Source organism: Oceanibaculum sp. (genome assembly GCF_022449305.1).
GTDB classification, from domain to species: domain Bacteria; phylum Pseudomonadota; class Alphaproteobacteria; order Oceanibaculales; family Oceanibaculaceae; genus Oceanibaculum; species Oceanibaculum indicum.
On the sequence record NZ_JAKUSO010000031.1, the window covers coordinates 1 to 26,312 of the forward strand.

Genomic DNA, 26,312 nt, shown 5'->3' on the forward strand with positions numbered 1-26,312 from the left:
GCCCTCAGCATCCGGCCGCCCACGGCGTGCTGCGCCTGGTGCTGGAGATGGACGGCGAGGTCATCGAGCGTGCCGATCCGCATATCGGCCTGCTGCATCGCGGCACCGAGAAGCTGATCGAGTACAAGACCTACCTGCAGGCGGTGCCGTATTTCGACCGGCTGGATTACGTCTCGCCGATGTGCCAGGAGCATGCCTATGCGCTGGCGGTCGAGAAGCTGCTGGGCATCACGGTGCCGGCGCGTGGCCAGTATATCCGCGTGCTCTATGCCGAGATCACCCGCATCCTGAACCACCTTCTGAACATCACCACCTTCGCGCTCGATGTCGGTGCCATGACGCCGCTGCTCTGGGGCTTCGAGGAGCGCGAGAAGCTGATGGAGTTCTATGAGCGGGTTTGCGGCGCGCGCCTGCATTCGGCCTATTTCCGGCCGGGCGGCGTGCATCAGGACCTGCCGGCGGGCCTGGCCGACGATATCCTGGCCTGGACCGAGACCTTCCCGAAGGTCATTGACGATATCGAGAGCCTGCTGACCGAGAACCGCATCTTCAAGCAGCGCACCGTGGATATCGGCATCATGTCGGCAGAGGAGGCGCAGGCCTGGGGCTTTTCCGGCCCGTCGCTGCGTGCTTCGAACGTGCCGTGGGACCTGCGTAAGTCGCAACCCTACGACGCCTATGCCGACATGGATTTCGACGTGGTGATCGGCAAGACGGGCGACTGCTACGCGCGCTATCTGGTACGCATGGCGGAGATGCGTGAAAGCCTGAAGATCATGCGCCAGGCCATTGAAAAAATGCCGGAAGGCCCAGTCAAGACGACCGACCGGAAGGTGGCACCGCCGAAGCGTGGCGAGATGAAGCAGTCGATGGAAGCGCTGATCCATCACTTCAAGCTCTATACCGAGGGCTATCACGTGCCGGCGGGCGAGACCTACACGGCGGTCGAGGCGCCGAAGGGCGAGTTCGGCGTGTATCTGGTGGCCGATGGCAGCAACCGGCCGTACCGCTGCCACATCCGCGCGCCGGGGTTCCCGTTCCTGGCCGCCATGGACTACATGTGCAAGGGACACATGCTGGCCGATTCCGTCGCGGTCCTGGGATCGCTCGACATCGTTTTCGGGGAGATCGACCGATGAGCGCCGCGCCAACCGCCACGGTGCAGCAGCCCGACAGCTTCTCCTTCACCAAGGAGAACATGGCGCAGGTCAAGAAGATCATCGCCAAGTATCCAGAAGGCCGCCAGCTTTCTGCCGTTCTGCCCCTGCTCGACCTGGCGCAGCGCCAGAACGACAACTGGGTGCCGCAGGCAGCGATGGAGCATATCGCGGAGATCCTGGGCGTGGCGCCGATGCGGGTGATGGAGGTCGCGACCTTCTACACCATGTTCCATCTGGTGCCGGTCGGGACCTACCACCTGCAGCTCTGCACCACCACGCCGTGCTGGCTGCGCGGTTCCGACGATGTGGTGGAGACCTGCCGCCGGAAGCTGGGGATCGATTTCGGCGAGGTGACGGCGGACGGCAAGTTCTCGATGGTCGAGGTCGAATGCCTGGGGGCCTGCGCCAACGCGCCGATCCTGCAGGTGAACGACGATTTCTACGAGGACATGACCGCCGAGACGACGGAGAAGCTGCTCGATCAGCTGTCGCGCGGCGAGGTGCCGCCGGCAGGGCCGATGAATGGCCGCCAGTTCTCGGCGCCGGAAGGCGGTCCGACCACGCTTCTGGAAATGAAGCCAGCGAAGAAGGCCGGCAAGAAGAAGGCCGATACTTCGGATAGCGATGAGGCGAGTGTCTGATGCTGAAGGACGAAGATCGCATCTTCACCAACCTGTACGGTCAGGAAAGCTGGCAGCTGGCGGCTGCCCGCAAGCGCGGCGACTGGGATCAGACCAAGGATTTCATCGCCAAGGGCCGTGACTGGATCATCGACCAGGTGAAGGAATCGGGGCTGCGCGGCCGCGGCGGCGCCGGCTTCCCGACCGGCCTGAAATGGTCCTTCATGCCCAAGGAGATCGGGCCGCGCCCGCATTACCTGGTCATCAACGCCGACGAATCGGAGCCCGGCACCTGCAAGGACCGGGAGATCATGCGCCACGATCCGCAGAAGCTGATCGAGGGTGCCCTGATCGCCAGCTTCGCGATGGGCGCGCATACCGCCTACATCTATATCCGCGGCGAGTTCTACAACGAGGCGATGCGCCTGCAGGCCGCCATTGACGAGGCCTATGACGCCGGCCTTTTGGGCAAGAATGCTGCCGGCTCCGGCTGGGATTTTGACCTGTACCTGCATCGCGGTGCCGGCGCCTATATCTGCGGCGAGGAAACCGCGCTGATCGAGAGCCTGGAAGGCAAGAAGGGCATGCCGCGCCTGAAGCCGCCGTTCCCGGCGGCGGTCGGCCTCTATGGCTGCCCCTCGACGGTGAACAATGTCGAGAGCATCGCCGTGGTGCCGACCATCCTGCGGCGCGGCGCCTCCTGGTTCTCCGGACTGGGCCGGCCGAAGAATACCGGCACCAAGCTGTTCTGCATTTCCGGCCATGTGAACAAGCCGTGCAATGTGGAAGAGGAGATGGGCATTCCGCTGCGCGAGCTGCTGGAAAAGCATGCCGGCGGCGTGCGCGGCGGCTGGGACAATCTGCTGGCGGTCATCCCCGGCGGTTCCTCCGTGCCGGTGCTGCCGGCCGAGCAGTGCGACGAGCTGTTCATGGATTTCGACACGCTGCGCGAGAAGCGCTCCGGCCTCGGCACGGCGGCGGTCATCGTCATGGACAAGTCCACCGACATCGTGAAGGCCATCGCCCGCCTGTCCTACTTCTACAAGCATGAGAGCTGCGGCCAGTGCACGCCGTGCCGCGAGGGCACGGGCTGGATGTGGCGCGTCATGGAGCGCATGGTGCGCGGCGAGGCGGATATCGGCGAGATCGACATGCTGGAAGACGTCACCAAGCAGGTTGAGGGGCACACGATCTGCGCGCTGGGCGACGCCGCGGCGTGGCCGATCCAGGGGCTGATCCGGCATTTCCGGCCGGAGATGGAACGGCGTATCCATGCGCGCAAGGGCGGCGTTTCCGCCCGGGCCGCCGAGTAGGATAGGGGTAGGGGAATATCCATGCCGAAACTGATCGTCGACGGCATCGAAGTCGAGGTCCCTGCCGGGGCCACCGTGCTGCAGGCCTGCGAAGTGGCCGGCAAGGAAGTGCCGCGCTTCTGTTATCACGAGCGCCTGTCCATCGCCGGCAATTGCCGCATGTGCCTGGTGGAGATGGAGAAGGCACCGAAGCCCATCGCTTCCTGCGCCTTTCCGGCCGCTGACGGCATGGTCATCAAGACCGATACGCCAGTTGTGCAGAAGGCGCGCAACGGCGTCATGGAATTCCTGCTGGCGAACCATCCGCTGGACTGCCCGATCTGCGATCAGGGCGGCGAATGCGACCTGCAGGACCAGGCGATGGCCTATGGCCTGGGCGACAGCCGCTATCACGAGAACAAGCGCGCGGTCACCGACAAGCATATGGGCCCGCTGATCAAGACGATCATGACGCGCTGCATCCATTGCACGCGCTGCATCCGTTTCGCCAGCGAGGTGGCGGGCGTGGACGATCTGGGCGCCGTCTATCGCGGCGAGAACATGCAGATCACCACCTACCTCGAAAAGGCGCTGGCCTCTGAGCTGTCGGCCAATGTGATCGATCTGTGCCCGGTCGGTGCGCTGACCTCGCGGCCCTATGCCTTCGTGGCGCGCCCGTGGGAGCTGAAGAAGACCGAGACCGTCGATGTGATGGACGCGGTCGGCTCCGCGATCCGGGTGGACAGCCGCGGCTCCGAGGTCCTGCGCGTGTTGCCGCGCCTGAACGAGGATGTGAACGAGGAGTGGATTTCCGACAAGACGCGCTATGCCTGCGACGGGCTGAAGCGCCAGCGTCTGGATACGCCCTATGTCCGCGTGAATGGCAAGCTGCAGCCGGCGAGCTGGGACGAGGCGCTGCTGGCGGTTGCCGACCGGATGCGCGCGACCCCGGCCACCAAGCTGGCGGCGATTGCCGGCGATACGGTCGATGCCGAATCCATGTATGCGCTGAAGGGCATCATGACGGCGCTTGGGGCTGCCAGCCTGGATTGCCGCCAGGATGGCACGAAGCTGACTGCGGGCCCGCGCGCCGGCTACCTGTTCAATACCGGCATCGCCGGCATCGAGCAGGCGGATGCGATCCTGCTGCTCGGCACCAACCCGCGCACCGAGGCACCGATCCTGAATGCGCGCATTCGCAAGCGCTGGCTGGCTGGCGGTCTGAAGGTGGCTTCCATCGGCGCGCCGGCGGACCTGACCTACAAGGCTGAGTTCCTGGGCGACAGCCCGGCCATCCTGTCGGAGTCCGTCTCCGGCAAGCTCGCCTGCGCCAAGGTGGTGAAGCGGGCGGATCGTCCGTTGATCGTGGTCGGGCTGGGGGCGCGGACCCGCGCCGACGGCGCTGCGATCCTGGCGGCCGCACGGGAAATCGCCGAGAAGCTGAACATGGTCCGCGAGGACTGGAACGGCTTCAACGTGCTGCACACGGCCGCCGCACGCGTTGCCGGCCTCGATCTCGGCTTCGTGCCGGGCGAAGGCGGCAGGGATGTCGCCGGCATCCTGGAAGGCGCTGAGAAGGGTGCGATCGAGACGGTCTATCTGCTGGCCGCCGACGAGATCGACACCGACAGGCTGAAGAACGCCTTCGTGATCTATCAGGGCCATCATGGCGACCGTGGCGCGCATGTCGCCGACGTGATCCTGCCGGGCGCGGCCTATACCGAGAAGGAAGGCCTCTACGCCAATACCGAGGGGCGGGTGCAGCTTGGCAAGATGGCGGCCTTCCCGCCGGGCGAGGCGCGCGAGGACTGGAAGATCCTGCGCGCCCTGTCGGAGCGGCTGGGCAAGACCCTGCCCTACAACTCGCTGATCGAGCTGCGCCAGAAGCTGGTGGCGGATCATCCGGTCTTCGCCCGGGTGGAACATGCCGAGGCTGGCGAGTGGGGCGCGTTCGGTGCCGCCGGCAGCATCGAGGATACGGCCATCGCCTATCCGATCCGGAATTTCTACATGACGGACCCGGTCAGCCGCGCCTCGGCGACGATGGCGAAGTGCACCGAGGCCTTCGTGCTGAAGAATGCGGGCGACGAGCAGGGGATGACGGGGACCCATGGTTGAGTTCTGGGACGGCTATGTACTGCCGCTGATCATCATTCTGGCGCAGATCCTGGCCATCGTGGTGCCGCTGCTGGTGGCCGTGGCCTATCTGACGCTGGCTGAACGCAAGGTGATCGCCGGCATGCAGCTGCGCACCGGCCCGGCCAAGGTCGGCCCGTTCGGCCTGCTGCAGCCGCTGGCCGACGGGCTGAAGCTGTTCGCCAAGGAGACGATCCTGCCGGCGGGCGCCAACCGTGTCGTCTTCATCATGGCGCCGATGCTGACTTTTATCCTCGCGATGGTGGCCTGGGCTGTGATCCCGGTTGGCGACGGCATGGTGATCGCCGACATCAATGTCGGCATCCTGTACCTGTTCGCGATCTCCTCGCTGGGCGTGTACGGCATCATTATGGCCGGCTGGGCGTCGAACTCGAAATACCCGTTCCTGGGCGCGCTGCGCTCGGCGGCGCAGATGGTCTCCTACGAGGTGTCCATCGGCTTCGTCATCATCACCGTGCTGCTGTGCGTCGGGTCGCTGAACCTGTCGGACATCGTGCGCGCGCAGGAGACGGTGTGGTTCGCCATCCCGCTGCTGCCGATGTTCGTGATCTTCTTCGTGTCCGCGCTGGCGGAGACCAACCGCGCGCCGTTCGACCTGCCGGAAGGCGAGTCGGAGCTGGTGGCCGGCTATTTCGTCGAATATTCGTCGATGAGCTTCGCGCTGTTCTTCCTCGGAGAATACGCGAACATGATCCTGATGAGCGCGATGACCACCATCCTGTTCCTGGGTGGGTGGCTGCCGCCGTTCGACATCGCGCCGTTCAACTGGGTGCCGGGGCCGATCTGGTTCGTGCTGAAGATCTGCGCGGTGCTGTTCGTGTTCCTGTGGGTGCGCGCGACGTTCCCGCGCTACCGCTACGACCAGCTGATGCGTCTCGGCTGGAAGGTGTTCCTGCCGTTCTCGCTGCTCTGGGTGGTGCTGACGGCGGGTGTTCTGGTGGCCTTCGACTGGCTGCCGAAGTGAGGCTTGTCATCCGGCAGGTGGCGACTATGGTAGGCGCCGCCGGACCGGGGGGTGATTTGGGGTTCGAGGGGCAGACCCGGCTACGGGCTGCCCGCCAAGGAAGGGATTTGAGGGACGGACTGCATGGCGTTCATTGATCGAAATGCCCGCGCGCTGCTCCTGACGGAGCTGGTCTCCGGCATGGCCTTGACCTTGAAGTATTTCTTCAAGCCCAAGGTGACGCTGAACTATCCCTATGAGAAGGGGCCGATCAGCCCGCGCTTCCGGGGCGAGCATGCGCTGCGCCGCTATCCGAACGGCGAGGAGCGCTGCATCGCGTGCAAGCTGTGCGAGGCGATCTGCCCGGCGCAGGCCATCACCATCGAGGCGGAACCGCGCGAGGATGGCAGCCGGCGCACCACGCGCTACGACATCGACATGACGAAGTGCATCTATTGCGGCTTCTGCCAGGAAGCCTGCCCGGTGGATGCCATCGTCGAGGGACCGAATTTCGAGTTCGCGACCGAGACCCGCGAGGAGCTGTTCTACAACAAGGACAAGCTGCTTGCGAACGGCGACCGCTGGGAAGCCGAGATCGCGGCGAACCTGACCGTGGACGCGCCTTACCGCTGAGGACGCGGCCGTCGGGACGGCATGGGGTTTTGACTGAGGGAGGGGCGGCCATGTTCGGCCGCATCCGGGGGCACCAATCGAGGGCTTGATGATTATCCAGGCGCTAGTCTTCTATCTGTTTGCGGGGATTACCGTGGCGTCGGCCGTCATGGTCATCGCCTCGCGCAATCCCGTGCACTCCGTGCTCTATCTCATCCTGGCCTTCTTCAATGCCGCCGGGCTGTTCGTGCTGATCGGGGCGGAATTCCTGGCGATGATCCTGGTCGTCGTCTATGTCGGTGCGGTCGCGGTGCTGTTCCTGTTCGTGGTCATGATGCTGGACATCAACTTCGTGCGGATGCGCGAAGGCTTCCTGCAGTACCTGCCAATCGGCGGGCTGATCGGCGTGATCCTGCTGGTCGAACTGGGGCTGATCTTCGGGACCTGGATCATGGCGCCGGAGATGACACAGCTGTCGGCGCTGCCGACACCGGCCATGACCGAGGTCAGCAACACCGAGGCCATCGGCCAGGTCATGTATACGAAATATGTCTATCTGTTCCAGGCATCGGGTCTGGTGCTGCTGATCGCGATGATCGGCGCCATCGTGCTGACGATGCGCCAGCGCGAGGGCGTGCGCAAACAGTCCATCGCCGAGCAGAACGCGCGCCGCCCCGAGGATGTGGTGGCGACCGTGAAGGTGCCGACCGGCGGGGGAGTGTAAGCGCCATGGAAATCGGACTGTCCCATTACCTCACGCTGGCGGCGATCCTGTTCACGCTGGGTATCTTCGGCATCTTCGTGAACCGGAAGAACGTCATCATCATCCTGATGTCGATCGAACTGATGCTGCTGGCGGTGAACATCAACCTGGTCGCCTTCTCCAGCTTCATGGGCGATCTGGTCGGCCAGATCTTCGCCATGCTGGTGCTGACGGTCGCGGCGGCGGAGGCGGCCATCGGCCTTGCCATCCTGGTCGTGTTCTTCCGCAACCGCGGCTCGATCGAAGTCGAAGACGTCAACATGATGAAGGGCTGATCCGGGATGTTTGCCGCAATCGTCTTCCTGCCCCTCCTGGGCGCCATCATCGCGGGCTTCTTCGGCCGTATCATCGGTGACCGCGCGGCGCAGCTCGTCACCTGCGCGCTGATGCTGGTGTCGATGGCGCTGTCCATCGTCGTGTTCATCGACGTGGCACTGGGCGGCAATGCCCGGACGGTGGAGCTGTTCACCTGGTTCCAGTCCGGCGCGATGGACGTCAGCTGGGCGCTGCGCGTCGATACGCTGACCGCGGTCATGCTGATCGTCGTCACCGTGGTGTCGTCGATGGTGCATGTCTATTCCATCGGCTACATGTCGCATGATCATTCGATCCCGCGCTTCATGGCCTATCTGTCGCTGTTCACCTTCTTCATGCTGATGCTGGTGACGGCCGACAATCTGGTGCAGATGTTCTTCGGCTGGGAAGGCGTGGGCCTTGCCTCCTACCTGCTGATCGGCTTCTGGTACCACAAGGATTCCGCCAACGACGCCTCCATCAAGGCGTTCCTGGTGAACCGCGTTGGCGATTTCGGCTTCATGCTGGGCATCTTCGGCTGCTTCCTGCTGTTCGACACGGTGGTGTTCGACGAGCTGTTCCAGGCCGCTCCCGGCGCCGTCGGTCAGAAGATCAACTTCCTGGGCATGCAGCTTGATGCGCTGACCACGGTCTGCCTGCTGCTGTTCGTCGGCGCGATGGGCAAGTCGGCGCAGTTCATCCTGCACACCTGGCTGCCGGACGCGATGGAGGGCCCGACGCCGGTCTCCGCGCTGATCCATGCCGCGACGATGGTGACCGCCGGCGTGTTCATGGTGTCGCGCCTGTCGCCGATGTTCGAATACGCCCCGATGGCGCTGGAGGTGGTGACCTTCCTCGGCGCGATCACGGCGATCTTCGCGGCGACCGTGGGCCTGACGCAGACCGACATCAAGCGGGTGATCGCCTATTCGACCTGTTCGCAGCTCGGCTACATGTTCTTCGCCATCGGCGTGTCGGCCTATTCGGCGGCGATCTTCCACCTGATGACGCACGCCTTCTTCAAGGCGCTGCTGTTCCTCGGCGCCGGCTCGGTCATCCATGCGATGTCGAACGAGCAGGACATGCGCAAGATGGGCGGCATCTGGAAGCTGATCCCGCTGACCTACGGGCTGATGTGGATCGGCTCGCTGGCGCTGGCCGGCGTGCCCTTCTTCGCCGGCTTCTATTCCAAGGACATGATCCTAGAATCGGCTTTTGCGGCGGGCACGCCCATTGGGCATTTCGCCTTCTGGCTGGGCATTGCGGCGGCCGTGCTGACCGCGTTCTATTCCTGGCGCCTGCTGCTGTTGACCTTCCACGGCAAGCCGCGTGCCGACCATCACACGATGGAGCATGTGCACGAATCGCCGAAGGTGATGACGATCCCGCTGATCGTGCTGGCCATCGGTGCCATCTTCGCCGGCTTTGTAGGCTATGAATCCTTCGTCGGCGATGGCCGCGAGGCGTTCTGGGGTGCCTCCATTTTCGTGATGGAAGGCCGCGACGTGATCGAGGCCGCGCACCATGTGCCGCTGTGGGTGAAGCTGCTGCCCATCCTGGCCGGTGTGGTCGGCATCGGCGGTGCCTATTACGTCTATATGCTGCGTCCGGGCACGGCGGAAGCCGTGGCCAACCAGTGGCGGCCGCTGTACCTGTTCCTGCTGAACAAATGGTACATCGACGAGCTGTACGACTTCCTGTTCGTGCGCCCGGTGCGCTGGATCGGCCGCGTACTGTGGAAGCAGGGCGACGGCAGGATCATTGACGGTTTCGGCCCTGACGGCGTGGCGCTGACCACACGCCTGCTGGCCCAGCGCACGGCGCTGCTGCAGTCGGGATATCTCTATCACTATGCATTCGCCATGCTGATCGGCGTGGTGGTGCTGGTGACCTGGTACGTGTTCTCTCGGATGGCCTGACCCATGACCAGTAGCTGGCCCTTGCTCTCGCTCGTCACCTTCCTGCCGCTGGTGGGCGCGCTGTTCATCCTGGCGACCCGCGGCGAGGCCGAGGTGGTGGCCCGCAATGCCCGCAACATGGCACTGTGGACCTCTCTCATCACCTTTGCCCTGTCGCTGATGATCTGGGCGGAGTTCGACAGCTCCACCGCCGATTTCCAGCTGGTCGAGAAGGTCGCCTGGATGCCGGAATTCGGCATCGGCTACCATATGGGCGTCGATGGCATCTCGATGTTCTTCGTGCTGCTGTCCACGCTGCTGACGCCGATCTGCGTGCTGGCAAGCTGGGATTCGGTCAAGACCCGCGTGAAGGAGTACATGATCGCCTTCCTCGTCCTGGAGACGATGATGGTCGGCATGTTCTGCGCGCTGGACCTGGTGCTGTTCTACATCTTCTTCGAGGCTGTGCTGATCCCGATGTTCATCATCATCGGGGTGTGGGGCGGGGCGCGCCGCGTCTATGCCGCCTTCAAGTTCTTCCTCTACACGCTGCTCGGCTCCGTGCTGATGCTGCTGGCCATCCTGGCGATGTATTTCGATGCCGGCACGACCGACATCCCGACGCTGATGGCGCACGGCTTCCCGGCGGGCATGCAGCACTGGCTGTGGCTGGCCTTCTTCGCCTCGTTCGCGGTGAAGGTGCCGATGTGGCCGGTGCACACTTGGCTGCCGGATGCCCATGTCGAGGCGCCAACGGCGGGCTCCGTGATCCTGGCTGGCGTGCTGCTGAAGATGGGCGGCTACGGCTTCATCCGCTTCAGCCTGCCGATGATGCCGGAAGCCAGCGAGTTCTTCGCGCCGCTGGTGTTCGCGCTGTCCATCGTCGCGGTGATCTACACCTCGCTGGTGGCGCTGGCGCAGGAGGATATGAAGAAGCTGATCGCCTATTCGTCGGTCGCCCATATGGGCTTCGTGACCATCGGCATCTTCACCGCCACCATGCAGGGGCTGCAGGGCGCGATCTTCCAGATGCTGAGCCATGGCATCGTCTCTGGCGCGCTGTTCCTGTGCGTCGGCGTGGTCTATGACCGGCTGCACACCCGCGAGATCGCGCGCTATGGCGGCCTCGTCCACAACATGCCGCGCTATGCGCTGGTGTTCATGGTGTTCATGCTGGCCTCAGTCGGCCTGCCGGGCACCAGCGGCTTCGTCGGCGAGTTCCTGGTGCTGACCGGCGCCTTCATGACCAACAGCTGGATCGCCTTCCTGGCGGCCACCGGCGTGGTGCTGGGCGCGGCCTACATGCTCTACCTCTACCGGCGTGTCGTGTTCGGCGTGCTGGACAAGGACGATGTGAAGGCGATGCTGGACCTTAACTGGCGCGAGAAGGCGATGTTCGCGCCGCTGATCGTGCTGGTGCTGTGGATGGGCATCTACCCCTCGACCTTCCTGGACGTCATGGCGGTGTCGGTCGAGAATCTGATCCAGAATTACGAGACGGCGCTGGCTGCCGGCCAGGCGACCTCCGTGGCGGTACGGTAAGGGACGGGGCAAACGGACATGCAAGACACAACCCTTGTGCTCGGAAGCCTCGTGCTCGGACCGGCAATCCCGGAAATCTTCCTGGCCTGCGCCGGCATGGCGCTGCTGCTGCTGGGCGTGTTCCAGGGCAACCGGTCGCTGCGCAGCCTGTCCTGGCTGACCGTGGCCAGCTTCGCCGTCACCGCGGTGCTGCTCTATATCTTCGCCGGCTGGGGCGGCAAGGTCATCGCCTTCGAGGGGATGTTCGTCGCCGATTCCTTCGCGCTGTTCGCCAAGCTGTTCATCCTGCTGGGCTCGGCGGTCGCGGTCATCCTGTCGATGGATTATCTGGAGCGCGAGAACGCGGCGCGCTTCGAATATCCGGTGGTGATCCTGTTCGCCACGGTCGGCATGATGATGATGGTGTCGGCGAACAATCTGATGTCGCTCTATGTCGGCCTCGAACTGCAGAGCCTGTCGCTCTATATCGCGGCAGCCTTCCGGCGCGATTCGCTGCGCTCCACCGAGGCAGGCCTGAAATATTTCGTCCTGGGGGCATTGTCCTCGGGCATGCTGCTCTATGGCAGCTCGATGATCTATGGCTTCACCGGCAGCACCGATTTCGCGGTTCTGGCGCAGGCGCTGGGCGGCGAGCCGTCGGTTGGCCTGATCGTCGGCATCGTGTTCCTGTCGGCTGGCCTTGCCTTCAAGGTCTCCGCTGTGCCGTTCCACATGTGGACGCCGGACGTCTATGAGGGCGCACCGACCCCGGTGACCGCGCTGTTCGCCTCCGCGCCGAAATTCGCCGCCATCGCGCTGTTCTGCCGGGTGATGGTGGAGCCTTTTGGCGAGATCGCCAGCCAGTGGCAGCAGATCATCGTGCTGATCTCCATCGGCTCCATGGTGTTGGGCGCGCTGGCCGCCATCATGCAGACCAACATCAAGCGCCTGATGGCCTACAGCTCCATCGGTCATATGGGCTATGCGCTGGTCGGCCTGGCCGCCAGCAGCGAGGTCGGCGTGCGCGGCGTGCTGATCTACATGGCGATCTATCTGGTGATGAATGTCGGCACCTTCGCCGTCATCCTGTGCATGCGCCAGCAGGGCCGTCTGGTGGAGAACATCTCTGACCTGGCGGGCCTGTCCCGCACCCATCCGATGATGGCGGTCGCCCTGACCATCTTCATGTTCTCCATGGCGGGTATTCCGCCGCTGGCCGGCTTCTTCGGCAAGCTGTACGTGTTCCTGGCCGCCATCGAGGCCGGCCTGTACATCCTCGCCGTCATCGGCGTGGTCAGCAGCGTCGTTGGCGCCTTCTACTATCTGCGCATCGTGAAGGTGATGTATTTCGACGAGCCGGTTGAGGAGCTGGACAGCCCGGTCCGCCGTGAACTCGGTACGGTGATCGCAGTCAGCGGCCTGTTCACCCTGCTGTTTTTCCTGTGGCCGGCGCCGATCCTGAACGGGGCCGCACAGGCGGCGGCGGCGCTCTTCCCGGGATGATCGAGGCTGGTCCGCGCTTCGAGGTCGTCGCCCTCGGCAGCGTCGGCAGCACGAATGACGAGGCGCATGCCCTTGCCCGGCAGGGGGCGGCTGACCGCACGGCGGTGACAGCCGAGGAGCAGCTGGGGGGCAGGGGGCGGCGCGGCCGTGCCTGGGCATCGCCGCCGGGCAATCTCTATCTCTCCGCGATACTGCGGCCTTCCTGCCCGGCGGGACAGGCGGCCCAGCTGTCCTTCATCGCCGCGCTGGCGGTTCGCGATCTGGTGCGCCGGTTCCTGCCCGACAACGTGCCGGTAGCGGTGAAATGGCCGAACGATGTGCTGGTGGACGGGCTGAAGATTTCCGGCATCCTGCTGGAAACAGGCCCGGTCAGCGGCGGCGATGTCGAATATCTGAACCACGGCAAGGGCATCAATCTCGCGCATTACCCGACGGACTCGGAGCGCCCGGCAACCAGCCTCGCAGCCCAGGGAGCGGACCCCGGCGTTCTGGCGGCCCGTGACGCCCTGTTGCAGGCGCTCGGCCATTGGGACAGCCTGTGGCGGACGCATGGCTTCGCGGCGATCCGCGAGGAATGGCTGCGCGATGCCATCGGCCTTGGCGCGCCGATCCAGGTGCGGCTGCCGGACAGCACCCTTGAGGGCGTGTTTGCCGATCTCGACGGGGACGGGGCGTTGCTGCTGCAACAGCCGGACGGGCGGCGCCGGATCACCGCCGGCGACGTCTTCCTGGCGCGGTAGGAGGGGGAGCGGACATGCTGCTGGCCATCAACTCCAACAACACCAACGTGAAGTTCGCGCTGTATGATGATGACCGGGAGATCGGCTCCTGGCGCATCGGCACCGATGCCAAGCGCACGGCGGACGAATATGCGATCTGGCTGATCCAGCTGATGGCGCTGAAAGGCAAGACGCCCGCCGATGTGACGGAATGCCTCATCGCCTCCGTCGTGCCGGACACGCTTTATAACCTTCGGCAGCTTTGCCGCGCCTATTTCGGGCGCGATGCGCTGGTCTATGGCGACGCCTCGGTGAAGAAGGGCACGGTCGCCAAGGTGGACCGGCCGGAAGAAGTTGGCGCCGACCGTCTGGTCAATACGGTCGCGGCGCACCATTTCTACGGTGGTCCCGCCATCGTTGTCGATTTCGGCACCGCCACGACCTTCGACGTGGTCGATGCCGACGGCAATTATTGCGGCGGGGTCATCGCGCCGGGCATCAACCTTTCGATCGAGGCGTTGCGCATGGCAGCAGCCCTGTTGCCGCGCGTTGCGGTGCGCCGGCCGGAGAAGGTGATTGGCTCGACCACGGTTGGCTGTTTCGAGTCCGGCATCTTCTGGGGCTACATCTCGCTGATTGAGGGGCTTGTGGCGCGTATCCGTGACGAATTCGGCCAGCCCATGAAGGTTATCGCGACCGGCGGGCTGGTACCGGTCTTCGCCGATGCGACCGGCATCTTCGACATTCTCGACCAGGACCTGACGATGAAGGGCATGGTCATTGTGAACCGCTTGAACAGACAGGCATGACGAAAAAACAGAAGAAGAACGCCGCCGCGCCGGTCAATGGCGCGGCCCTGAAGAGTGCGGCCCGTAATGGTGTCGTCACCGATTATCTCGATCCAGACGACGAGGGGCTGTACTTCCTGCCGCTTGGCGGCGCCGGCGAGATCGGCATGAACCTCAACCTCTACCGCCACAAGGGTCAGTGGCTGATGGTCGATTGCGGCGTGACCTTCGGCGACGATTCGATGCCGGGGATCGAGGTCATCACGCCGGACCCGACTTTCATCGTCGAGCATGTGGACGAGCTGTGCGGCCTGATCCTGACCCACGCGCATGAGGATCATCTGGGGGCGGTGCCCTATCTCTGGCAACGTTTGCGCTGCCCGATCTACGCCACGCCTTTCACCGCCTCCGTGCTGCGCCGCAAGCTGGAGGACACCGACTTCGGCAAGCAGGTGCCGGTGCATGTCGTGCCCATGTCCGGCAGCTTCGAGGTCGGGCCGTTCGAGATCGAGCTGATCACCCTGACCCATTCGATCCCGGAGCCGAACGCGCTGGTGATCCGCGCCGGCGAGGCCGGGCCGGTGGTGCATACCGGCGACTGGAAATTCGACCCCGACCCGCTGGTCGGCCCGACCTCCGACGAGGCGCGCCTGCGCGACCTGGGCGAGGAGGGGGTGCTGGCGATGATCGGCGATTCCACCAACGTCTTCCGCGAAGGCGAGGCGGGATCAGAGGCCGATGTGCGCCGGAACCTGATCGAGATGGTGGGGCGCTTCAAGAACCGAGTCGCGGTTGCCTGTTTTGCCTCGAATGTGGCGCGGCTGGAGACCATGGCGAAGGTGGCCGAGGCAAATGGCCGTCATCCGGCGCTGATCGGACGCTCCCTGTGGCGCATGAATTCGGCGGCGAAGGAGAATGGCTATCTGAAGGGCATCGAGTTCCTGAGCGAGCACGATGCGGGCTTCCTGCCGCGCGACAAGGTGCTGCTGATCTGCACCGGCAGCCAAGGCGAACCGCGTGCCGCGCTGTCCCGCATCGTCGGCGACAGCCACCCGCACATCACGCTGGAAGGCGGGGATACGGTGATCTTCTCCTCGCGGGTGATTCCGGGGAACGAGAAATCCATCGCCCGGGTGCAGAACGCGCTGATCCGCCGCGGCATCGAGGTGGTGACGGCGAAGAATGACGATATCCACGTCTCTGGCCATCCGGCGCGCGGCGAGCTGGTGCGCATGTACCAGCATGTGCGCCCGCAGATCGCCATTCCGGTGCATGGCGAGAGCCGCCATCTGATCGAGCATGCAAGGCTGGCGCGCGACTGCCAGGTGCCGGAAGCGCTGGTCGTCGCCAATGGCGATGTCATCCGGCTCTATCCGGGGCCGGCGGAGCGGGTGGACGAGGTCTATAACGGCCGCCTTGCGCTAGACGGCAAGCGGCTGGTGCGGCTGGGCGACCCGGTGCTGCGGGACCGCCACCGCCTGATGCACAGTGGTGCTGTGACGCTGACGCTGGTGCTGGACAAGGCCGGGCGGCTGCGCAGCGACCCTGTCGGCAGCTTCCATGGTGTGCTGGAGGTCGATGATCCGGCCTGCGACGATATCCTGGATTTGGCGGCCGATACGGTCGAGGCGATGCAGTCGGGCGCGCGGCGCGACGATGCGTCGGTGGCCGAGGCGGTGCGGATCGCGGTGCGCCGGGCGCTGAACGAGGAGCTGGGGCGCAAGCCGGTGACCGATGTGCATGTGGTCAGGCTGAACTAGCGGACCTATCATCGGATCATGAGACAAGACGGAAGCAACGCATGATCGGCCGGCTGAACCATGTCGCCATTGTCGTGCCCGATCTGGCGGCGGCGGCGGAGAGCTATCGCGGCATCCTTGGGGCCGAGGTTTCCGAGCCTCTCGATATGCCGGAACATGGTGTGACCACGGTGTTCGTCACGCTGCCGAACACCAAGATCGAGCTGCTGCATCCGCTGGGGGAGGGCTCCCCGATCAGCACCTTCCTGGAGCGGCATCCGTCGGGCGGCATGCATCATCTGTGTTATGAGGTCGCGGATATCTACGCCGCGCGGGACCGCCTGGCGGAGGCTGGGCTGAGGGTTCTGGGCGATGGCGAGCCGAGGATCGGCGCCCATGGCAAGCCGGTGCTGTTCCTGCATCCGAAGGATATGCACGGCACGCTGGTCGAAATCGAGCAGGCTTGAGGAAACGGGAATGTACTGGACATCGGGAATCGTCGTTTACGTCATCGCCTGGTGGATCGTCTTCTTCATGATGCTGCCGGTCGGCGTGAAGACGCCGGACAAGCCGGAGACGGGGCATGCCGCCAGCGCACCGGTGAAGCCGATGCTGGTGCGCAAGGCGCTGATCACTAGCGTCATCGCCGCGGTGATCTGGGCCGTGGTCTACTGGATCGTATCGTCCGACTTCTATTCCTTCCGGCAATAGGGAGCTTAAGGGCGATGTCAGGCTATTGCGACAGCGCGCCGGGGCACCCGGTCCATGCCAGCTATCACGATACGGAATACGGTTTCCCCGTCAGTGACGACAAGGTGCTGTTCGAGCGGCTGGCGCTGGAGATCATGCAGGCAGGATTGTCCTGGGAAATCACGCTGAAGAAGCGGCCGTCCCTGTTCGCTGCCTTCGAGGGCTTCGATCCGGCGGTCGTTACCCGCTATGGCGAGGCTGAGCGGACGCGCCTGCTGGCCGATGCCGGCATCATCCGCAACCGGCTGAAGATCGATGCCATCATCCATAATGCCGGCATTATCTGCGGCATGCAGGATAGCCATGGCTCGTTCGGCGGCTGGCTCGATACACACCACCCGCTGGACAAGGCGGGGTGGGTGAAGCTGTTCAAGAAGACCTTCCGCTTCACCGGCGGCGAGATTGTCGGCGAGTTCCTGATGAGCACCGGCTATCTGCCCGGCGCGCACCGGGATAACTGCCCGATTCAGGCGCTGATCCTGGCGGCAAATCCGCCCTGGAAGTGTCAGTCGCGATAGAGTCGCATTATCGAGTGCGTATTATTTAGGCAAACGGCGATCACAATCTTCGCAAATGCCAAAACTGCCAGCAAAATAGGCAAAAAATAATGGCAAGAGCGGGTTTGCTCTTGCCATAGTGCAATGCACAATTCATATTTTTTCTCAGGTCGTTTGAGGCTGTTATGGCCTCTCGACCGACGCCTGGTGGCGATTCCTCCCTAAACTTGGGCCGTGCCGCTTAACAGCGGCGCGGTCTTTTTTTGTGCCGCTCAGGCTACAAAATAGATTTCACTGAGTCATCAACTTTCTGCATGTTAGATGCAAATGCCAGACAGTGGAATTTCGTCCATGCGGTTTGCCCTTTCAAATCTCCTCACTTCCGGCGCTGCCATCGGGCTGATGCTTGCGGCCGGTCCGGCCATGGCGACGGAGATCATGGTTCAGGGAGATGTCTGCTCCGGCGCTGTCCAGCACCGGCCGGATGCAGGCGTGGCCTATCAGCCTGGCGTCGATGCCTATGGCCGGAAGGTGGCCCCGGCGGATCTGTCCGGCGGCAGCGCCATCCGGATTCCCGATACCATTGCCATCGACATAACGGTCGAGCTGCAGAAGCGCTATGGCCTGCCATCCGATTCCAGGCTGTTCAAGCCCGAGGCGCGCATCGGCACGCTGGAGGTGGATCGTGATGGCGCCATGCGCTTCAATGGTGAGCCTGTGAGCAGGGACGAGGCGCTCGCGGTTCAGGCGGCCTGCCGCGCCGCGCTGGGCCTGCCACCGCTGCCGCTGCCCAAGCCGGCGAAATAAAAAGGGCGGCCCCACAAGGCCGCCCTTTCCACTAGCTATGCCGGAAGGCTTACATGAAGGCCTGCAGGCCGGTCTGGGCGCGGCCCAGGATCAGCGCATGCACGTCATGGGTGCCTTCGTAGGTGTTCACCGCCTCCAGGTTCATCACATGGCGGATGACGTGATATTCGTCGGAAACGCCATTGCCGCCATGCATGTCGCGGGCGACGCGGGCGATGTCCAGCGACTTGCCGCAATTGTTGCGCTTCAGCAGCGAGATCATCTCCGGCGCGGCGCGGCCCTCATCCATCAGGCGGCCCAGGCGCAGACAGGAATGCAGGCCCAGCGTGATCTCGGTCTGCATGTCGGCCAGCTTCTTCTGGACCAGCTGGTTGGCGGCCAGCGGCCGGCCGAACTGCTTGCGGTCCAGCGTGTACTGGCGGGCGGCGTGCCAGCAGAACTCGGCGGCGCCCAGCGCGCCCCAGGCAATGCCGTAGCGCGCCTTGTTCAGGCAACCGAACGGGCCCTTCAGCCCCTCGACATTCGGCAGCAAATTCTCTTCCGGCACGAACACCTCGTCCATCACGATCTCGCCGGTGATGGAGGCACGTAGGCTGAACTTGCCCTCGATCTTTGGGGCCGACAGGCCCTTCATGCCTTTTTCCAGGATGAAGCCGCGGATCACGCCATCCTCGGTCTTGCCCCAGACCACGAAGACGTCGGCGATCGGGGAATTGGTGATCCACATCTTCGCGCCCGAGATGACATAACCGCCATCGACCTTCTTGGCGCGGGTCTTCATGCTGCCAGGATCGGAGCCGTGATCCGGCTCTGTCAGGCCGAAACAGCCGACCCATTCGCCGGTCGCCAGCTTCGGCAGGTACTTCTGGCGCTGCGCCTCGCTGCCATAGGCATGGATCGGATGCATGACCAGGCTGGACTGCACGCTCATCGCCGAGCGATAGCCGGAATCGACACGCTCGACCTCGCGGGCGACCAGGCCGTAGCAGACATAGTTCACGCCGGCACAGCCATAGCCATCGATGGTGGAGCCGAGGAAGCCCTGTTCGCCCAGCTCGTTCATGATCTCGCGGTGGAAGACCTCGTGGCGGAAGGCTTCCTGCACACGGGTCATCAGCTTTTCTTCGCAGAAGGCGCGCGCGGCGTCCTGCACCATGCGCTCATCCTCGGTCAGCGCATCGTCGAGAAGCAGCGGATCTTCCCAGGAGAAGCTGGGGCGATGCGCCTTGCCGGCGGCGGGTTTCATGGCGGTGGCGGCCTGCGCGGTCATGGTCGTTACTCCGGTAGCTCGAAAGGACCGTTGAAATGCGGAACAGAGTTGTTCACCAAACGAACATAGCGTGCAACCCCGGAATCTCCATATATATGGTTGGGTTGCGGCAAAACGCCATGAAGCGCGCGTGCCGAGGGCGGAAAACTGGGATATATTGGTCGCCCGCTTTTGACGGATTGACCTGACGGGATCGCATGAAGACCGGCTTCGACGAGAACAGCGTGATCATCGAATTTTATTCGGTAGGCGCCTATGTGAAGGTCAGCGCCATCGATCCCAGGACTCTGGTCGAGGTCTCCATCGTGGGCGACCCGCAGCGGGGCGAGGCGGCCCTCCGTCACGCCGTGCTGCGCAAGCTGCGCTTCGTCATGGAAAAAAGGGAAAAAGGGGGGCGGGGCGGCCTCGTCGTCTGAGAGCCGGTTTGCCAGCATGCGGAGCCGTCTGCACATGACGCTTGCCCCTTGGCGCTGTTGCCACTTAAGGCTGACATGCCCCCTGATCACCCGCGCTTGGACGGGCCTGGCGGGTTATCTGTAACGCTGCAAGCAGGCAATCAGGCGCTGGCGCGTCGTCCCCGGCTGCCGCTCTTGCCGAGACCAATCTTCTTGGCGAAGGCGGAGCGCTGCTTGGCATAGCTCGGCGCCACCATCGGATAGTCAGCCGGCAGGTTCCATTTCGCCCGGTATTCGTCCGGCGTCATGTTGTAGTTGGTGCGCAGGTGACGTTTCAGCATCTTCAGCTTCTTGCCGTCTTCCAGGCAGATAATGTAGTCGTCACCGATGGACTTCCGGATGGCCACTGCCGGCTTTAACGGCTCGGCCGGCATTTCGCCATTCCGGTCGCTGAGGGCGCGCAACGAACTGTATACTGTGCCGATGATCTCGGACACTTGCGCGGCGGGCAGAGGGTTATTGCGCAGATAAGCAGCCACGACTTCGCTTGTCATTTTCAGAAGTTCGTTTGCCGTGACGCTTTCTGGCGCGGTCTCTGGGTTCATCTCCACATCCATCGTTAAGTTTTGTAAAATTTGATATTTATACGTTCCATATAGTCTATGTCAATTGCGATGCGCAATAATCAAATTGAAATTTTCTCAAAGCGAGCATGCAGTGCTTTAAGAATAAAAATCACAGTCAGGAATCTGGTTAATAAAGGTTAAAAATTACTCTACAGACAATATTCTTCACCTAGTCATTTGTAGGCGTTGCCTCCTGTGGCAAGGGGGCCGCGTGATTTTTTCGCGATAATGCCTCCCGCGCCTGCGCATGGCCCATTCCTGAATAGTCCTTGTGGTGGACTGGCAGGGATGCCGGACATATGGTAGTGTCCATCGCATATAGGCGCGGCAATCCTTTGGTTTGGGTGTGCCGCGAATTCGACACGGACCTGTAAAGACATTCATGACCGAGACCATCGCGATTGCATCCGACCATGCCGGCTTCGCGCTGAAAGGCGTTCTGAAGCTTGAGCTGGAGTCCCTGGGATATGCGCCGCTCGACCTGGGGACCGACGATACCGCCTCGGTCGATTATCCTGACTATGCCGAAAAGCTGGCGCAGGCGATCAAGGCGGGGAAGGCTTCACGTGGCATCCTGGTCTGCGGTACCGGTATCGGCATCAGCATTGCGGCCAATCGCCACCGGGAAATCCGGGCGGCGCTGTGCCAGGATGTGACCACCGCCCGGCTGTCGCGCGAGCATAATGACGCGAATGTTCTGGTCCTTGGCGGGCGCATCGTGGGCGAGGAAGTGGCCAAGGGTTGCCTGAAGGCATTCCTTGAAACACCCTTTGCCGGCGGCCGCCATGAAGGGCGGGTTGCCAAGCTCGCGAAACCATAGGTTACAAGGCTGGACAAGCCGCCCTGCCGGCGGCTATGCCCTCACTCCCGATCCTTTGATTCAAGGTTGCCGCCTCGATGACTTCTTCCAAGCCTATTGCTTCCCGCCCGCTGAGTCATGACCGGTTTTTCGAGGCCTCGCTGGGCGAAGCCGATGCCGAGCTGAAGGCCGCCATCCAGGATGAGCTTCATCGCCAGCAGGAACAGATCGAGCTGATCGCCTCTGAAAACATCGTCTCCCGCGCGGTGCTGGAAGCACAGGGCTCGGTGCTGACGAACAAATATGCCGAAGGCTATCCGGGCAAGCGCTATTACGGCGGCTGCGAGTTCGTCGATGTCGCCGAGACCCTGGCGATCGAGCGGGCGAAGAAGCTGTTCAACTGCAAATTCGTCAATGTGCAGCCGCATTCCGGTGCGCAGGCCAACCAGGCAGTTATGCTGGCGCTGGCGAAGCCCGGGGACACCATCATGGGCCTGTCGCTGGCGGCCGGTGGCCATCTGACGCATGGGGCGGCACCCAACCTGTCCGGCAAGTGGTTCAACGCCGTGCAGTATGGCGTGCGCCGCCAGGATGGCCTGATCGACTATGATGTGGTCGAGGAGATGGCGAAGGAGCACAAGCCGAAGATCATCATCACCGGCGGCTCGGCCTATCCGCGCACCATCGATTTCAAGCGCTTCCGGGAAATCGCCGATTCGGTCGGCGCGATCTTCTGGGTGGATATGGCGCATTTCGCCGGACTGGTGGCCGGCGGCGTTTATGCCGATCCGCTGCCGCATGCCCATGTGGTGACCACCACTACGCACAAGACGCTGCGCGGCCCGCGCGGCGGCATGATCCTCTCGAACGACGAGGATCTGGGCAAGAAGATCAATTCCGCGGTTTTCCCCGGCCTGCAGGGCGGTCCGCTGATGCATGTCATCGCCGCCAAGGCGGTGGCCTTCGGTGAGGCGCTGAAGCCGGAATTCAAGGATTACGCCCGCGCTGTGGTGGAGAACGCCAAGGTGCTGTCCGCCACGCTGGTTGAGCGCGGCCTCGACATCGTCTCGGGCGGCACCGACAGCCATGTGGTGCTGGTCGATCTGCGCCCGAAGAAGCTGACCGGCAACATCGCCGAACAGGCGTTGGAGCGTGCCGGCATCACCTGCAACAAGAATGGTGTGCCGTTCGATCCGGAAAAGCCGATGGTGACCTCGGGCGTGCGCCTGGGCTCGCCGGCGGCGACCACGCGCGGCTTCGGCACGGCGGAGTTCCGCCAGGTCGGCGAGATGATTGGCGATGTGCTGGACGGGCTCGCCGCCAACGGGGCAGACAATACGGCGGGCGAGAACGCAGTACGTGGGCGCGTGAAGGAGCTGTGCGCGCGGTTCCCGATCTATTCGAATTTGGGGTAGGCGAGGCGAGCCGGGTCCGGAACCTGGCCGTTAAACAGGGGGAGTAGGGGGCAATGCGCTGTCCGTTCTGCGGGAATGACGACACGCAAGTGAAGGATTCTCGGCCCACCGAGGATAATTCCGCGATCCGGCGCCGGCGCTTCTGCCCGGAATGCGGGTCGCGCTTCACGACATTCGAGCGGGTGCAGCTGCGTGATCTGGTGGTGGTGAAGCGCAACGGAAAGCGGGCCCCCTTCGATCGCGACAAGCTGGCTCGGTCGCTGCAGATCGCGCTGCGCAAGCGGCCGGTGGAGAATGAGCGGCTGGAGCGCGTGGTGAACTCTATCGTGCGGCGGCTGGAAAGCTCCGGCGAGACCGAAATCCCGGCGGCGCAGATCGGCCTGCTGGTGATGGAGTCGCTGCGCAACCTCGATCCCGTGGCCTATGTCCGCTATGCCTCTGTGTATAAAAACTTCCGTGAAGCCAAGGACTTCGAGGAGTTTGTTGGCAAGATCGATCAGGATATGGAGCCGGTCGAGGATTGACCGATCTGGTCCATATGCGTGCCGCCCTGTCCCTTGCCGAGCGCGGTCTGGGACAGGTGGCACCGAATCCGGCGGTCGGCTGCGTCCTTGTCTCCTCTGATGGCCAAATCGTCGGGCGTGGCTGGACCCAGCCAGGCGGCCGGCCGCATGCCGAGACCGAGGCGCTGCGCCGTGCCGGGCCGCTGGCAAAAGGGGCCACGGCTTATGTCACGCTGGAGCCCTGTTCCCATCACGGCAAGACCCCGCCCTGCGCCGATGCGCTGGTCGCGGCCGGCATCGCCCGGGCAGTGGTGGCGCTGGAGGATTCCGAGCCCAGGGTCTCCGGGCGCGGCATTGCCCGCCTGCGCGACGCCGGTATTGCCGTGGAGGTCGGCCTGTGCGCGGATGAGGCCCGCCGGCTGAATGAGGGGTTCTTCCTGAAGGTGGAGCAGGGGCGGCCGCTGGTGACGGTTAAGCTCGCCAGCTCGCTTGACGGCAATATCGCGACCCACAGCGGCGACAGCAAATGGATTACCGGGCCGGAGGCCCGCCGTCACGCCCATCTGCTGCGCGCCACCCATGATGCCATTCTTGTCGGCAGCAACACGGCGCTGTCCGATGATCCCGAACTCACCTGCCGCCTGCCGGGACTTGCCGGCCGGTCCCCGGTCCGCATCGTGGCGGATGGCCGGCTGCGGCTGCCCCTGACCAGCCGGCTGGTGGCGACGGCATCCCAGGTGCCGACCTGGCTGTGCACGCGGGAGGGGAACGATCCGTCGCGGCTTGATGCTTACCGCGATCTCGGGCTGGAGGTGATCGAGCTGCCGGGCGACGGAGACAATCCGCTTGATGTCGCGGCACTGGCGCAGGCGCTTGGTGCGCGCGGGATCACAAGGCTGCTGGTCGAAGGCGGTGGTGCGGTCATTGCGGCCCTGCTGCAGCGTGACCTGATCGACCGGCTGGTCTGGTTCCGGGCCGGCCTCGCCATCGGGGGTGACGGTGTGCCGGCGATCGGCGGACTGGGTCTGCAACGCGTGGCGGACGCCCCGGATTTCGTGCGCACCGATGCGGTTCCGGTCGGCGCGGACATGATGGAGTGCTACGCGCGCAACCCCATCCCGCGCGCTTAAACGTTGCCAGCGCGGCAACTGCGCCATATATCAGCGGTACTATGACGTTCTCAGGGCGGGGTGAAACTCCCCACCGGCGGTAAGCAGGCTGGTCCTGCAAAGCCCGCGAGCGCCCGACCGCAAGGCCGGGGTCAGCAGATCCGGTGAGATGCCGGAGCCGACGGTTAAAGTCCGGATGGAAGAGAACGGGCATCGCCTGAACGGCCTCGCGCTTTCGCGAGGGCCGCCGATTCCCGCTTTCGCCCCGAGTGCGCGCTGACCTGTAGTGCAAAGGAAGCCGCCATGGATCAGGGGCCGATCCCGAACCCTGCCGCCGCCCATCGACCGGATGGGACTGCCTGATGTTCACCGGCATCGTCACCGATATCGGCCGTGTAGCCGATCTGCGCGTGGAAGGCGATACGGTCCTGACCATCGAGACAGCCTATGCGCCGGATAGCATCGATCTCGGCGCCTCCATCGCCTGCTCGGGCGTCTGCCTGACGGTCACGGAGAAGGGACAGGGCGAGGGCGGCAACTGGTTCCGCGTCGCCGCCTCGGCGGAAACCCTGTCGAAGACAACGCTGGCCGGCTGGCAGGTTGGCACGCGCATCAATCTGGAGCGCGCGCTGCGGCTGGGTGACGAGCTGGGCGGCCATCTGATGCTGGGGCATGTCGATGGCATCGCACGGCTGGTCTCTGTCACGCCGGAAGGCGACAGCTACCGGCTGGTCGTGCAGGCGCCGGCGGATCTCGCGCGCTATGTGGCGCCCAAGGGCTCGGTCTGCCTCGACGGCATCTCGCTGACTGTGAATGCGGTCGAGGACAGGCCGGATGGCATGGCGCATTTCGGCATCAACATCGTGGGCCATACCTGGACCCACACCACCCTGGCCGACCGCCGCCCCGGCGATGGGCTGAACATGGAAATCGACGTGCTCGCGCGCTATGTCGCGCGGCTTACGGCAAGGGATTGAGCGATCATGGATACCAAGGATCTGCGCCGCACCACCTATCACGAGGCGCTCGCCTCCATTGAGGAGATCATCGAGGACGCCCGCAACGGCAAGATGTTCATCCTGATCGACGACGAGGATCGGGAGAATGAGGGCGATCTGGTGATCCCGGCGTCGATGGCGACGCCCGAGGCGGTGAATTTCATGGCGAAGTTCGGCCGTGGCCTCATCTGCCTCGCGATGACGCGGGAACGGATCGACGAGCTGGGGCTGCCGCTGATGCCACGCAAGCACACCTCCCGGCACGAGACCGCCTTCACCGTCTCCATCGAGGCGAAGGACGGGGTGACGACCGGCATTTCCGCCGCCGACCGGGCGCGGACCATCGCGGTGGCCATCGACCCGGCCTGCGGCCGCGACGAGATCGTCACGCCGGGCCATGTCTTCCCGCTGGTGGCGCGCGAGGGCGGCGTGCTGGTGCGCGCCGGCCATACCGAGGCCGCCGTTGATATCGCTCGCATGGCCGGGCTGCTGCCGGCCGGCGTGATCTGCGAGATCATGAACGATGACGGCACCATGGCGCGGCTGCCCGACCTGATCCAGTTCGCGCAGTTTCATGGGCTGAAGGTCGGCACCATCGCCGACCTGATCGCGCATCGCCGGCGCACCGAGAGCATCGTGCGGCGCAGCCTGGAAAGCCAGATCGAGACGCTGCATGGCGGCGCGTTCCGCATGGTGCTCTATGTGAACAAGGCGACCTATGCCGAACATATCGCGCTGGTGAAGGGCGATATCTCGACGCCGGAGCCGGTGCTGGTGCGCATGCATGCGCTAAATGTGCTGGACGATGTGCTGGGCGACCGGGGCAGCGGCAAGGGTGGCCAGCTGCAGGCCGCGATGGCGCAGATCGCCGAGGCCGGGCGCGGCGTCGTCGTGCTGATCCGCGAACCCAGCGCCACTGCCCTGTCCGATACGGTGCGCGCGCGTCTGGAGCATGAAAGTGCCGGCGGCGAGCTGCGCGATTATGGCGTCGGCGCGCAGATCCTGCTCGACCTCGGTATCCGGGACATGATCCTGTTGTCGAACAGTCAGAAGAACATCGTCGGTCTAGACGGTTATGGCCTCAGCATCGTAGAACGCCGGCCGATATCCAACGCAACGGAAAAGGGCGCCTGA

At 64.0% G+C, this 26,312-nt stretch carries 27 protein-coding genes and 1 riboswitch; of the genes, 25 read left to right on the forward strand and 2 right to left on the reverse strand.

Annotated features, from left to right (window positions below; translation table 11 throughout):
- From MK313_RS10725 to MK313_RS10810, 18 genes are all read left to right on the forward strand, one after another.
- Positions 1-1,139, forward strand: a 1,139-nt coding sequence (locus MK313_RS10725; RefSeq protein ID WP_287781479.1) for an NADH-quinone oxidoreductase subunit D, incomplete at its 5' end; no start/stop codon positions are given.
- On the forward strand, positions 1,136-1,801 hold the full coding sequence (nuoE, locus tag MK313_RS10730) for an NADH-quinone oxidoreductase subunit NuoE (RefSeq protein ID WP_287781481.1): 666 nt from the start codon (positions 1,136-1,138) through the stop codon (positions 1,799-1,801). The genes MK313_RS10725 and nuoE, both read left to right, overlap by 4 nt.
- Positions 1,801-3,093: an NADH-quinone oxidoreductase subunit NuoF gene (gene nuoF, locus MK313_RS10735; RefSeq protein ID WP_287781483.1), complete on the forward strand. Its 1,293-nt coding sequence runs from the start codon at positions 1,801-1,803 to the stop codon at positions 3,091-3,093. Before nuoE ends, nuoF begins: the two co-directional genes overlap by 1 nt.
- 21 nt (positions 3,094-3,114) lie before the next feature.
- The gene (nuoG, locus tag MK313_RS10740) at positions 3,115-5,190 is read left to right on the forward strand and encodes an NADH-quinone oxidoreductase subunit NuoG (RefSeq protein WP_287781485.1); all 2,076 of its coding nucleotides are present in this window, start codon (positions 3,115-3,117) and stop codon (positions 5,188-5,190) included.
- On the forward strand, positions 5,183-6,193 hold the full coding sequence (gene nuoH, locus MK313_RS10745) for an NADH-quinone oxidoreductase subunit NuoH (protein ID WP_008943640.1): 1,011 nt from the start codon (positions 5,183-5,185) through the stop codon (positions 6,191-6,193). Before nuoG ends, nuoH begins: the two co-directional genes overlap by 8 nt.
- 123 nt (positions 6,194-6,316) lie before the next feature.
- Positions 6,317-6,805 (forward strand): NADH-quinone oxidoreductase subunit NuoI, encoded by a 489-nt coding sequence (gene nuoI, locus MK313_RS10750; RefSeq protein ID WP_008943639.1) that lies wholly within the window; start codon positions 6,317-6,319, stop codon positions 6,803-6,805.
- A gap of 88 nt (positions 6,806-6,893) precedes the next feature.
- Positions 6,894-7,508 (forward strand): NADH-quinone oxidoreductase subunit J, encoded by a 615-nt coding sequence (locus tag MK313_RS10755; protein ID WP_008943638.1) that lies wholly within the window; start codon positions 6,894-6,896, stop codon positions 7,506-7,508.
- A gap of 5 nt (positions 7,509-7,513) precedes the next feature.
- Complete coding sequence (gene nuoK / locus MK313_RS10760; RefSeq protein ID WP_008943637.1) at positions 7,514-7,822, forward strand: NADH-quinone oxidoreductase subunit NuoK; 309 nt, start codon at positions 7,514-7,516, stop codon at positions 7,820-7,822.
- Positions 7,823-7,828: 6 nt separating this feature from the next.
- Positions 7,829-9,760 carry an NADH-quinone oxidoreductase subunit L gene (nuoL, locus tag MK313_RS10765; protein ID WP_287781490.1) on the forward strand — a complete coding sequence of 644 codons (1,932 nt, stop codon included), beginning with the start codon at positions 7,829-7,831 and terminating at the stop codon, positions 9,758-9,760.
- 3 nt (positions 9,761-9,763) lie between these two features.
- Positions 9,764-11,281 carry an NADH-quinone oxidoreductase subunit M gene (locus MK313_RS10770; protein ID WP_040706610.1) on the forward strand — a complete coding sequence of 506 codons (1,518 nt, stop codon included), beginning with the start codon at positions 9,764-9,766 and terminating at the stop codon, positions 11,279-11,281.
- 18 nt (positions 11,282-11,299) lie between these two features.
- The gene (gene nuoN / locus MK313_RS10775; RefSeq protein ID WP_287781493.1) at positions 11,300-12,763 is read left to right on the forward strand and encodes an NADH-quinone oxidoreductase subunit NuoN; all 1,464 of its coding nucleotides are present in this window, start codon (positions 11,300-11,302) and stop codon (positions 12,761-12,763) included.
- A complete protein-coding gene (locus MK313_RS10780; RefSeq protein ID WP_287781495.1) occupies positions 12,760-13,503 on the forward strand; it encodes a biotin--[acetyl-CoA-carboxylase] ligase in 744 nt (247 codons plus the stop codon). Before nuoN ends, MK313_RS10780 begins: the two co-directional genes overlap by 4 nt.
- A 14-nt stretch (positions 13,504-13,517) precedes the next feature.
- Complete coding sequence (locus MK313_RS10785; protein WP_008943632.1) at positions 13,518-14,291, forward strand: type III pantothenate kinase; 774 nt, start codon at positions 13,518-13,520, stop codon at positions 14,289-14,291.
- A complete protein-coding gene (locus MK313_RS10790) occupies positions 14,288-16,030 on the forward strand; it encodes a ribonuclease J (RefSeq protein WP_287781515.1) in 1,743 nt (580 codons plus the stop codon). The genes MK313_RS10785 and MK313_RS10790 overlap by 4 nt, the downstream gene beginning before the upstream one ends.
- 41 nt (positions 16,031-16,071) lie before the next feature.
- A complete protein-coding gene (gene mce, locus MK313_RS10795; RefSeq protein ID WP_121218021.1) occupies positions 16,072-16,476 on the forward strand; it encodes a methylmalonyl-CoA epimerase in 405 nt (134 codons plus the stop codon).
- 10 nt (positions 16,477-16,486) lie between these two features.
- On the forward strand, positions 16,487-16,720 hold the full coding sequence (locus MK313_RS10800; RefSeq protein ID WP_008943629.1) for a DUF1467 family protein: 234 nt from the start codon (positions 16,487-16,489) through the stop codon (positions 16,718-16,720).
- Between the two features lie 14 nt (positions 16,721-16,734).
- The gene (locus MK313_RS10805) at positions 16,735-17,277 is read left to right on the forward strand and encodes a DNA-3-methyladenine glycosylase I (protein ID WP_287781519.1); all 543 of its coding nucleotides are present in this window, start codon (positions 16,735-16,737) and stop codon (positions 17,275-17,277) included.
- A 417-nt stretch (positions 17,278-17,694) separates the two neighbouring features.
- Complete coding sequence (locus tag MK313_RS10810) at positions 17,695-18,063, forward strand: hypothetical protein (protein WP_156816182.1); 369 nt, start codon at positions 17,695-17,697, stop codon at positions 18,061-18,063.
- A gap of 49 nt (positions 18,064-18,112) precedes the next feature.
- Here the strand turns inward: MK313_RS10810 and MK313_RS10815 are convergent, their stop codons facing one another.
- Positions 18,113-19,333 carry an acyl-CoA dehydrogenase gene (locus tag MK313_RS10815; RefSeq protein ID WP_008943626.1) on the reverse strand — a complete coding sequence of 407 codons (1,221 nt, stop codon included), beginning with the start codon at positions 19,331-19,333 and terminating at the stop codon, positions 18,113-18,115.
- A gap of 197 nt (positions 19,334-19,530) precedes the next feature.
- Between MK313_RS10815 and MK313_RS10820 the strand changes: the two genes are divergently transcribed.
- On the forward strand, positions 19,531-19,749 hold the full coding sequence (locus MK313_RS10820) for a DUF6898 family protein (RefSeq protein ID WP_121218015.1): 219 nt from the start codon (positions 19,531-19,533) through the stop codon (positions 19,747-19,749).
- A 140-nt stretch (positions 19,750-19,889) separates the two neighbouring features.
- On the opposite strand, the gene MK313_RS10825 is transcribed toward MK313_RS10820, so the two are convergent.
- Positions 19,890-20,333 (reverse strand): MucR family transcriptional regulator, encoded by a 444-nt coding sequence (locus MK313_RS10825; protein WP_040706662.1) that lies wholly within the window; start codon positions 20,331-20,333, stop codon positions 19,890-19,892.
- Positions 20,334-20,736: 403 nt separating this feature from the next.
- Between MK313_RS10825 and rpiB the strand changes: the two genes are divergently transcribed.
- The 6 genes from rpiB (at position 20,737) to ribB (ending at position 26,312) form a co-directional block, all read left to right on the forward strand.
- The gene (gene rpiB / locus MK313_RS10830) at positions 20,737-21,174 is read left to right on the forward strand and encodes a ribose 5-phosphate isomerase B (RefSeq protein ID WP_008943623.1); all 438 of its coding nucleotides are present in this window, start codon (positions 20,737-20,739) and stop codon (positions 21,172-21,174) included.
- Between the two features lie 77 nt (positions 21,175-21,251).
- Complete coding sequence (gene glyA, locus MK313_RS10835; protein ID WP_287781523.1) at positions 21,252-22,568, forward strand: serine hydroxymethyltransferase; 1,317 nt, start codon at positions 21,252-21,254, stop codon at positions 22,566-22,568.
- A gap of 53 nt (positions 22,569-22,621) precedes the next feature.
- Positions 22,622-23,092, forward strand: a complete 471-nt coding sequence (gene nrdR / locus MK313_RS10840; protein ID WP_008943621.1) for a transcriptional regulator NrdR — start codon at positions 22,622-22,624, stop codon at positions 23,090-23,092.
- Positions 23,093-23,106: 14 nt separating this feature from the next.
- The gene (gene ribD / locus MK313_RS10845; RefSeq protein WP_287781540.1) at positions 23,107-24,201 is read left to right on the forward strand and encodes a bifunctional diaminohydroxyphosphoribosylaminopyrimidine deaminase/5-amino-6-(5-phosphoribosylamino)uracil reductase RibD; all 1,095 of its coding nucleotides are present in this window, start codon (positions 23,107-23,109) and stop codon (positions 24,199-24,201) included.
- A gap of 42 nt (positions 24,202-24,243) precedes the next feature.
- Positions 24,244-24,392, forward strand: a riboswitch (FMN riboswitch).
- Between the two features lie 150 nt (positions 24,393-24,542).
- Positions 24,543-25,157: a riboflavin synthase gene (locus MK313_RS10850; RefSeq protein WP_287781526.1), complete on the forward strand. Its 615-nt coding sequence runs from the start codon at positions 24,543-24,545 to the stop codon at positions 25,155-25,157.
- Between the two features lie 6 nt (positions 25,158-25,163).
- The gene (gene ribB / locus MK313_RS10855; RefSeq protein ID WP_287781527.1) at positions 25,164-26,312 is read left to right on the forward strand and encodes a 3,4-dihydroxy-2-butanone-4-phosphate synthase; all 1,149 of its coding nucleotides are present in this window, start codon (positions 25,164-25,166) and stop codon (positions 26,310-26,312) included.

Bases quoted from the DNA above. Each gene is read 5' to 3' on its own strand.
- MK313_RS10820 (WP_121218015.1), top strand. From the start codon at position 19,531: ATGAAGACCGGCTTCGACGAGAACAGCGTGATCATCGAATTTTATTCG.
- nuoH (WP_008943640.1), top strand. From the start codon at position 5,183: ATGGTTGAGTTCTGGGACGGCTATGTACTGCCGCTGATCATCATTCTG.
- nuoK (WP_008943637.1), top strand. From the start codon at position 7,514: ATGGAAATCGGACTGTCCCATTACCTCACGCTGGCGGCGATCCTGTTC.
- rpiB (WP_008943623.1), top strand. From the start codon at position 20,737: ATGACCGAGACCATCGCGATTGCATCCGACCATGCCGGCTTCGCGCTG.
- nuoF (WP_287781483.1), top strand. From the start codon at position 1,801: ATGCTGAAGGACGAAGATCGCATCTTCACCAACCTGTACGGTCAGGAA.
- mce (WP_121218021.1), top strand. From the start codon at position 16,072: ATGATCGGCCGGCTGAACCATGTCGCCATTGTCGTGCCCGATCTGGCG.
- MK313_RS10755 (WP_008943638.1), top strand. From the start codon at position 6,894: ATGATTATCCAGGCGCTAGTCTTCTATCTGTTTGCGGGGATTACCGTG.
- MK313_RS10770 (WP_040706610.1), top strand. From the start codon at position 9,764: ATGACCAGTAGCTGGCCCTTGCTCTCGCTCGTCACCTTCCTGCCGCTG.
- ribB (WP_287781527.1), top strand. From the start codon at position 25,164: ATGGATACCAAGGATCTGCGCCGCACCACCTATCACGAGGCGCTCGCC.
- nuoE (WP_287781481.1), top strand. From the start codon at position 1,136: ATGAGCGCCGCGCCAACCGCCACGGTGCAGCAGCCCGACAGCTTCTCC.
- MK313_RS10790 (WP_287781515.1), top strand. From the start codon at position 14,288: ATGACGAAAAAACAGAAGAAGAACGCCGCCGCGCCGGTCAATGGCGCG.
- MK313_RS10800 (WP_008943629.1), top strand. From the start codon at position 16,487: ATGTACTGGACATCGGGAATCGTCGTTTACGTCATCGCCTGGTGGATC.
- MK313_RS10850 (WP_287781526.1), top strand. From the start codon at position 24,543: ATGTTCACCGGCATCGTCACCGATATCGGCCGTGTAGCCGATCTGCGC.
- nuoG (WP_287781485.1), top strand. From the start codon at position 3,115: ATGCCGAAACTGATCGTCGACGGCATCGAAGTCGAGGTCCCTGCCGGG.
- nuoN (WP_287781493.1), top strand. From the start codon at position 11,300: ATGCAAGACACAACCCTTGTGCTCGGAAGCCTCGTGCTCGGACCGGCA.
- nrdR (WP_008943621.1), top strand. From the start codon at position 22,622: ATGCGCTGTCCGTTCTGCGGGAATGACGACACGCAAGTGAAGGATTCT.
- nuoL (WP_287781490.1), top strand. From the start codon at position 7,829: ATGTTTGCCGCAATCGTCTTCCTGCCCCTCCTGGGCGCCATCATCGCG.
- ribD (WP_287781540.1), top strand. From the start codon at position 23,107: ATGCGTGCCGCCCTGTCCCTTGCCGAGCGCGGTCTGGGACAGGTGGCA.
- glyA (WP_287781523.1), top strand. From the start codon at position 21,252: ATGACTTCTTCCAAGCCTATTGCTTCCCGCCCGCTGAGTCATGACCGG.
- MK313_RS10810 (WP_156816182.1), top strand. From the start codon at position 17,695: ATGGTTCAGGGAGATGTCTGCTCCGGCGCTGTCCAGCACCGGCCGGAT.
- nuoI (WP_008943639.1), top strand. From the start codon at position 6,317: ATGGCGTTCATTGATCGAAATGCCCGCGCGCTGCTCCTGACGGAGCTG.
- MK313_RS10785 (WP_008943632.1), top strand. From the start codon at position 13,518: ATGCTGCTGGCCATCAACTCCAACAACACCAACGTGAAGTTCGCGCTG.
- MK313_RS10825 (WP_040706662.1), bottom strand. From the start codon at position 20,333: ATGAACCCAGAGACCGCGCCAGAAAGCGTCACGGCAAACGAACTTCTG.
- MK313_RS10780 (WP_287781495.1), top strand. From the start codon at position 12,760: ATGATCGAGGCTGGTCCGCGCTTCGAGGTCGTCGCCCTCGGCAGCGTC.
- MK313_RS10805 (WP_287781519.1), top strand. From the start codon at position 16,735: ATGTCAGGCTATTGCGACAGCGCGCCGGGGCACCCGGTCCATGCCAGC.
- MK313_RS10815 (WP_008943626.1), bottom strand. From the start codon at position 19,333: ATGACCGCGCAGGCCGCCACCGCCATGAAACCCGCCGCCGGCAAGGCG.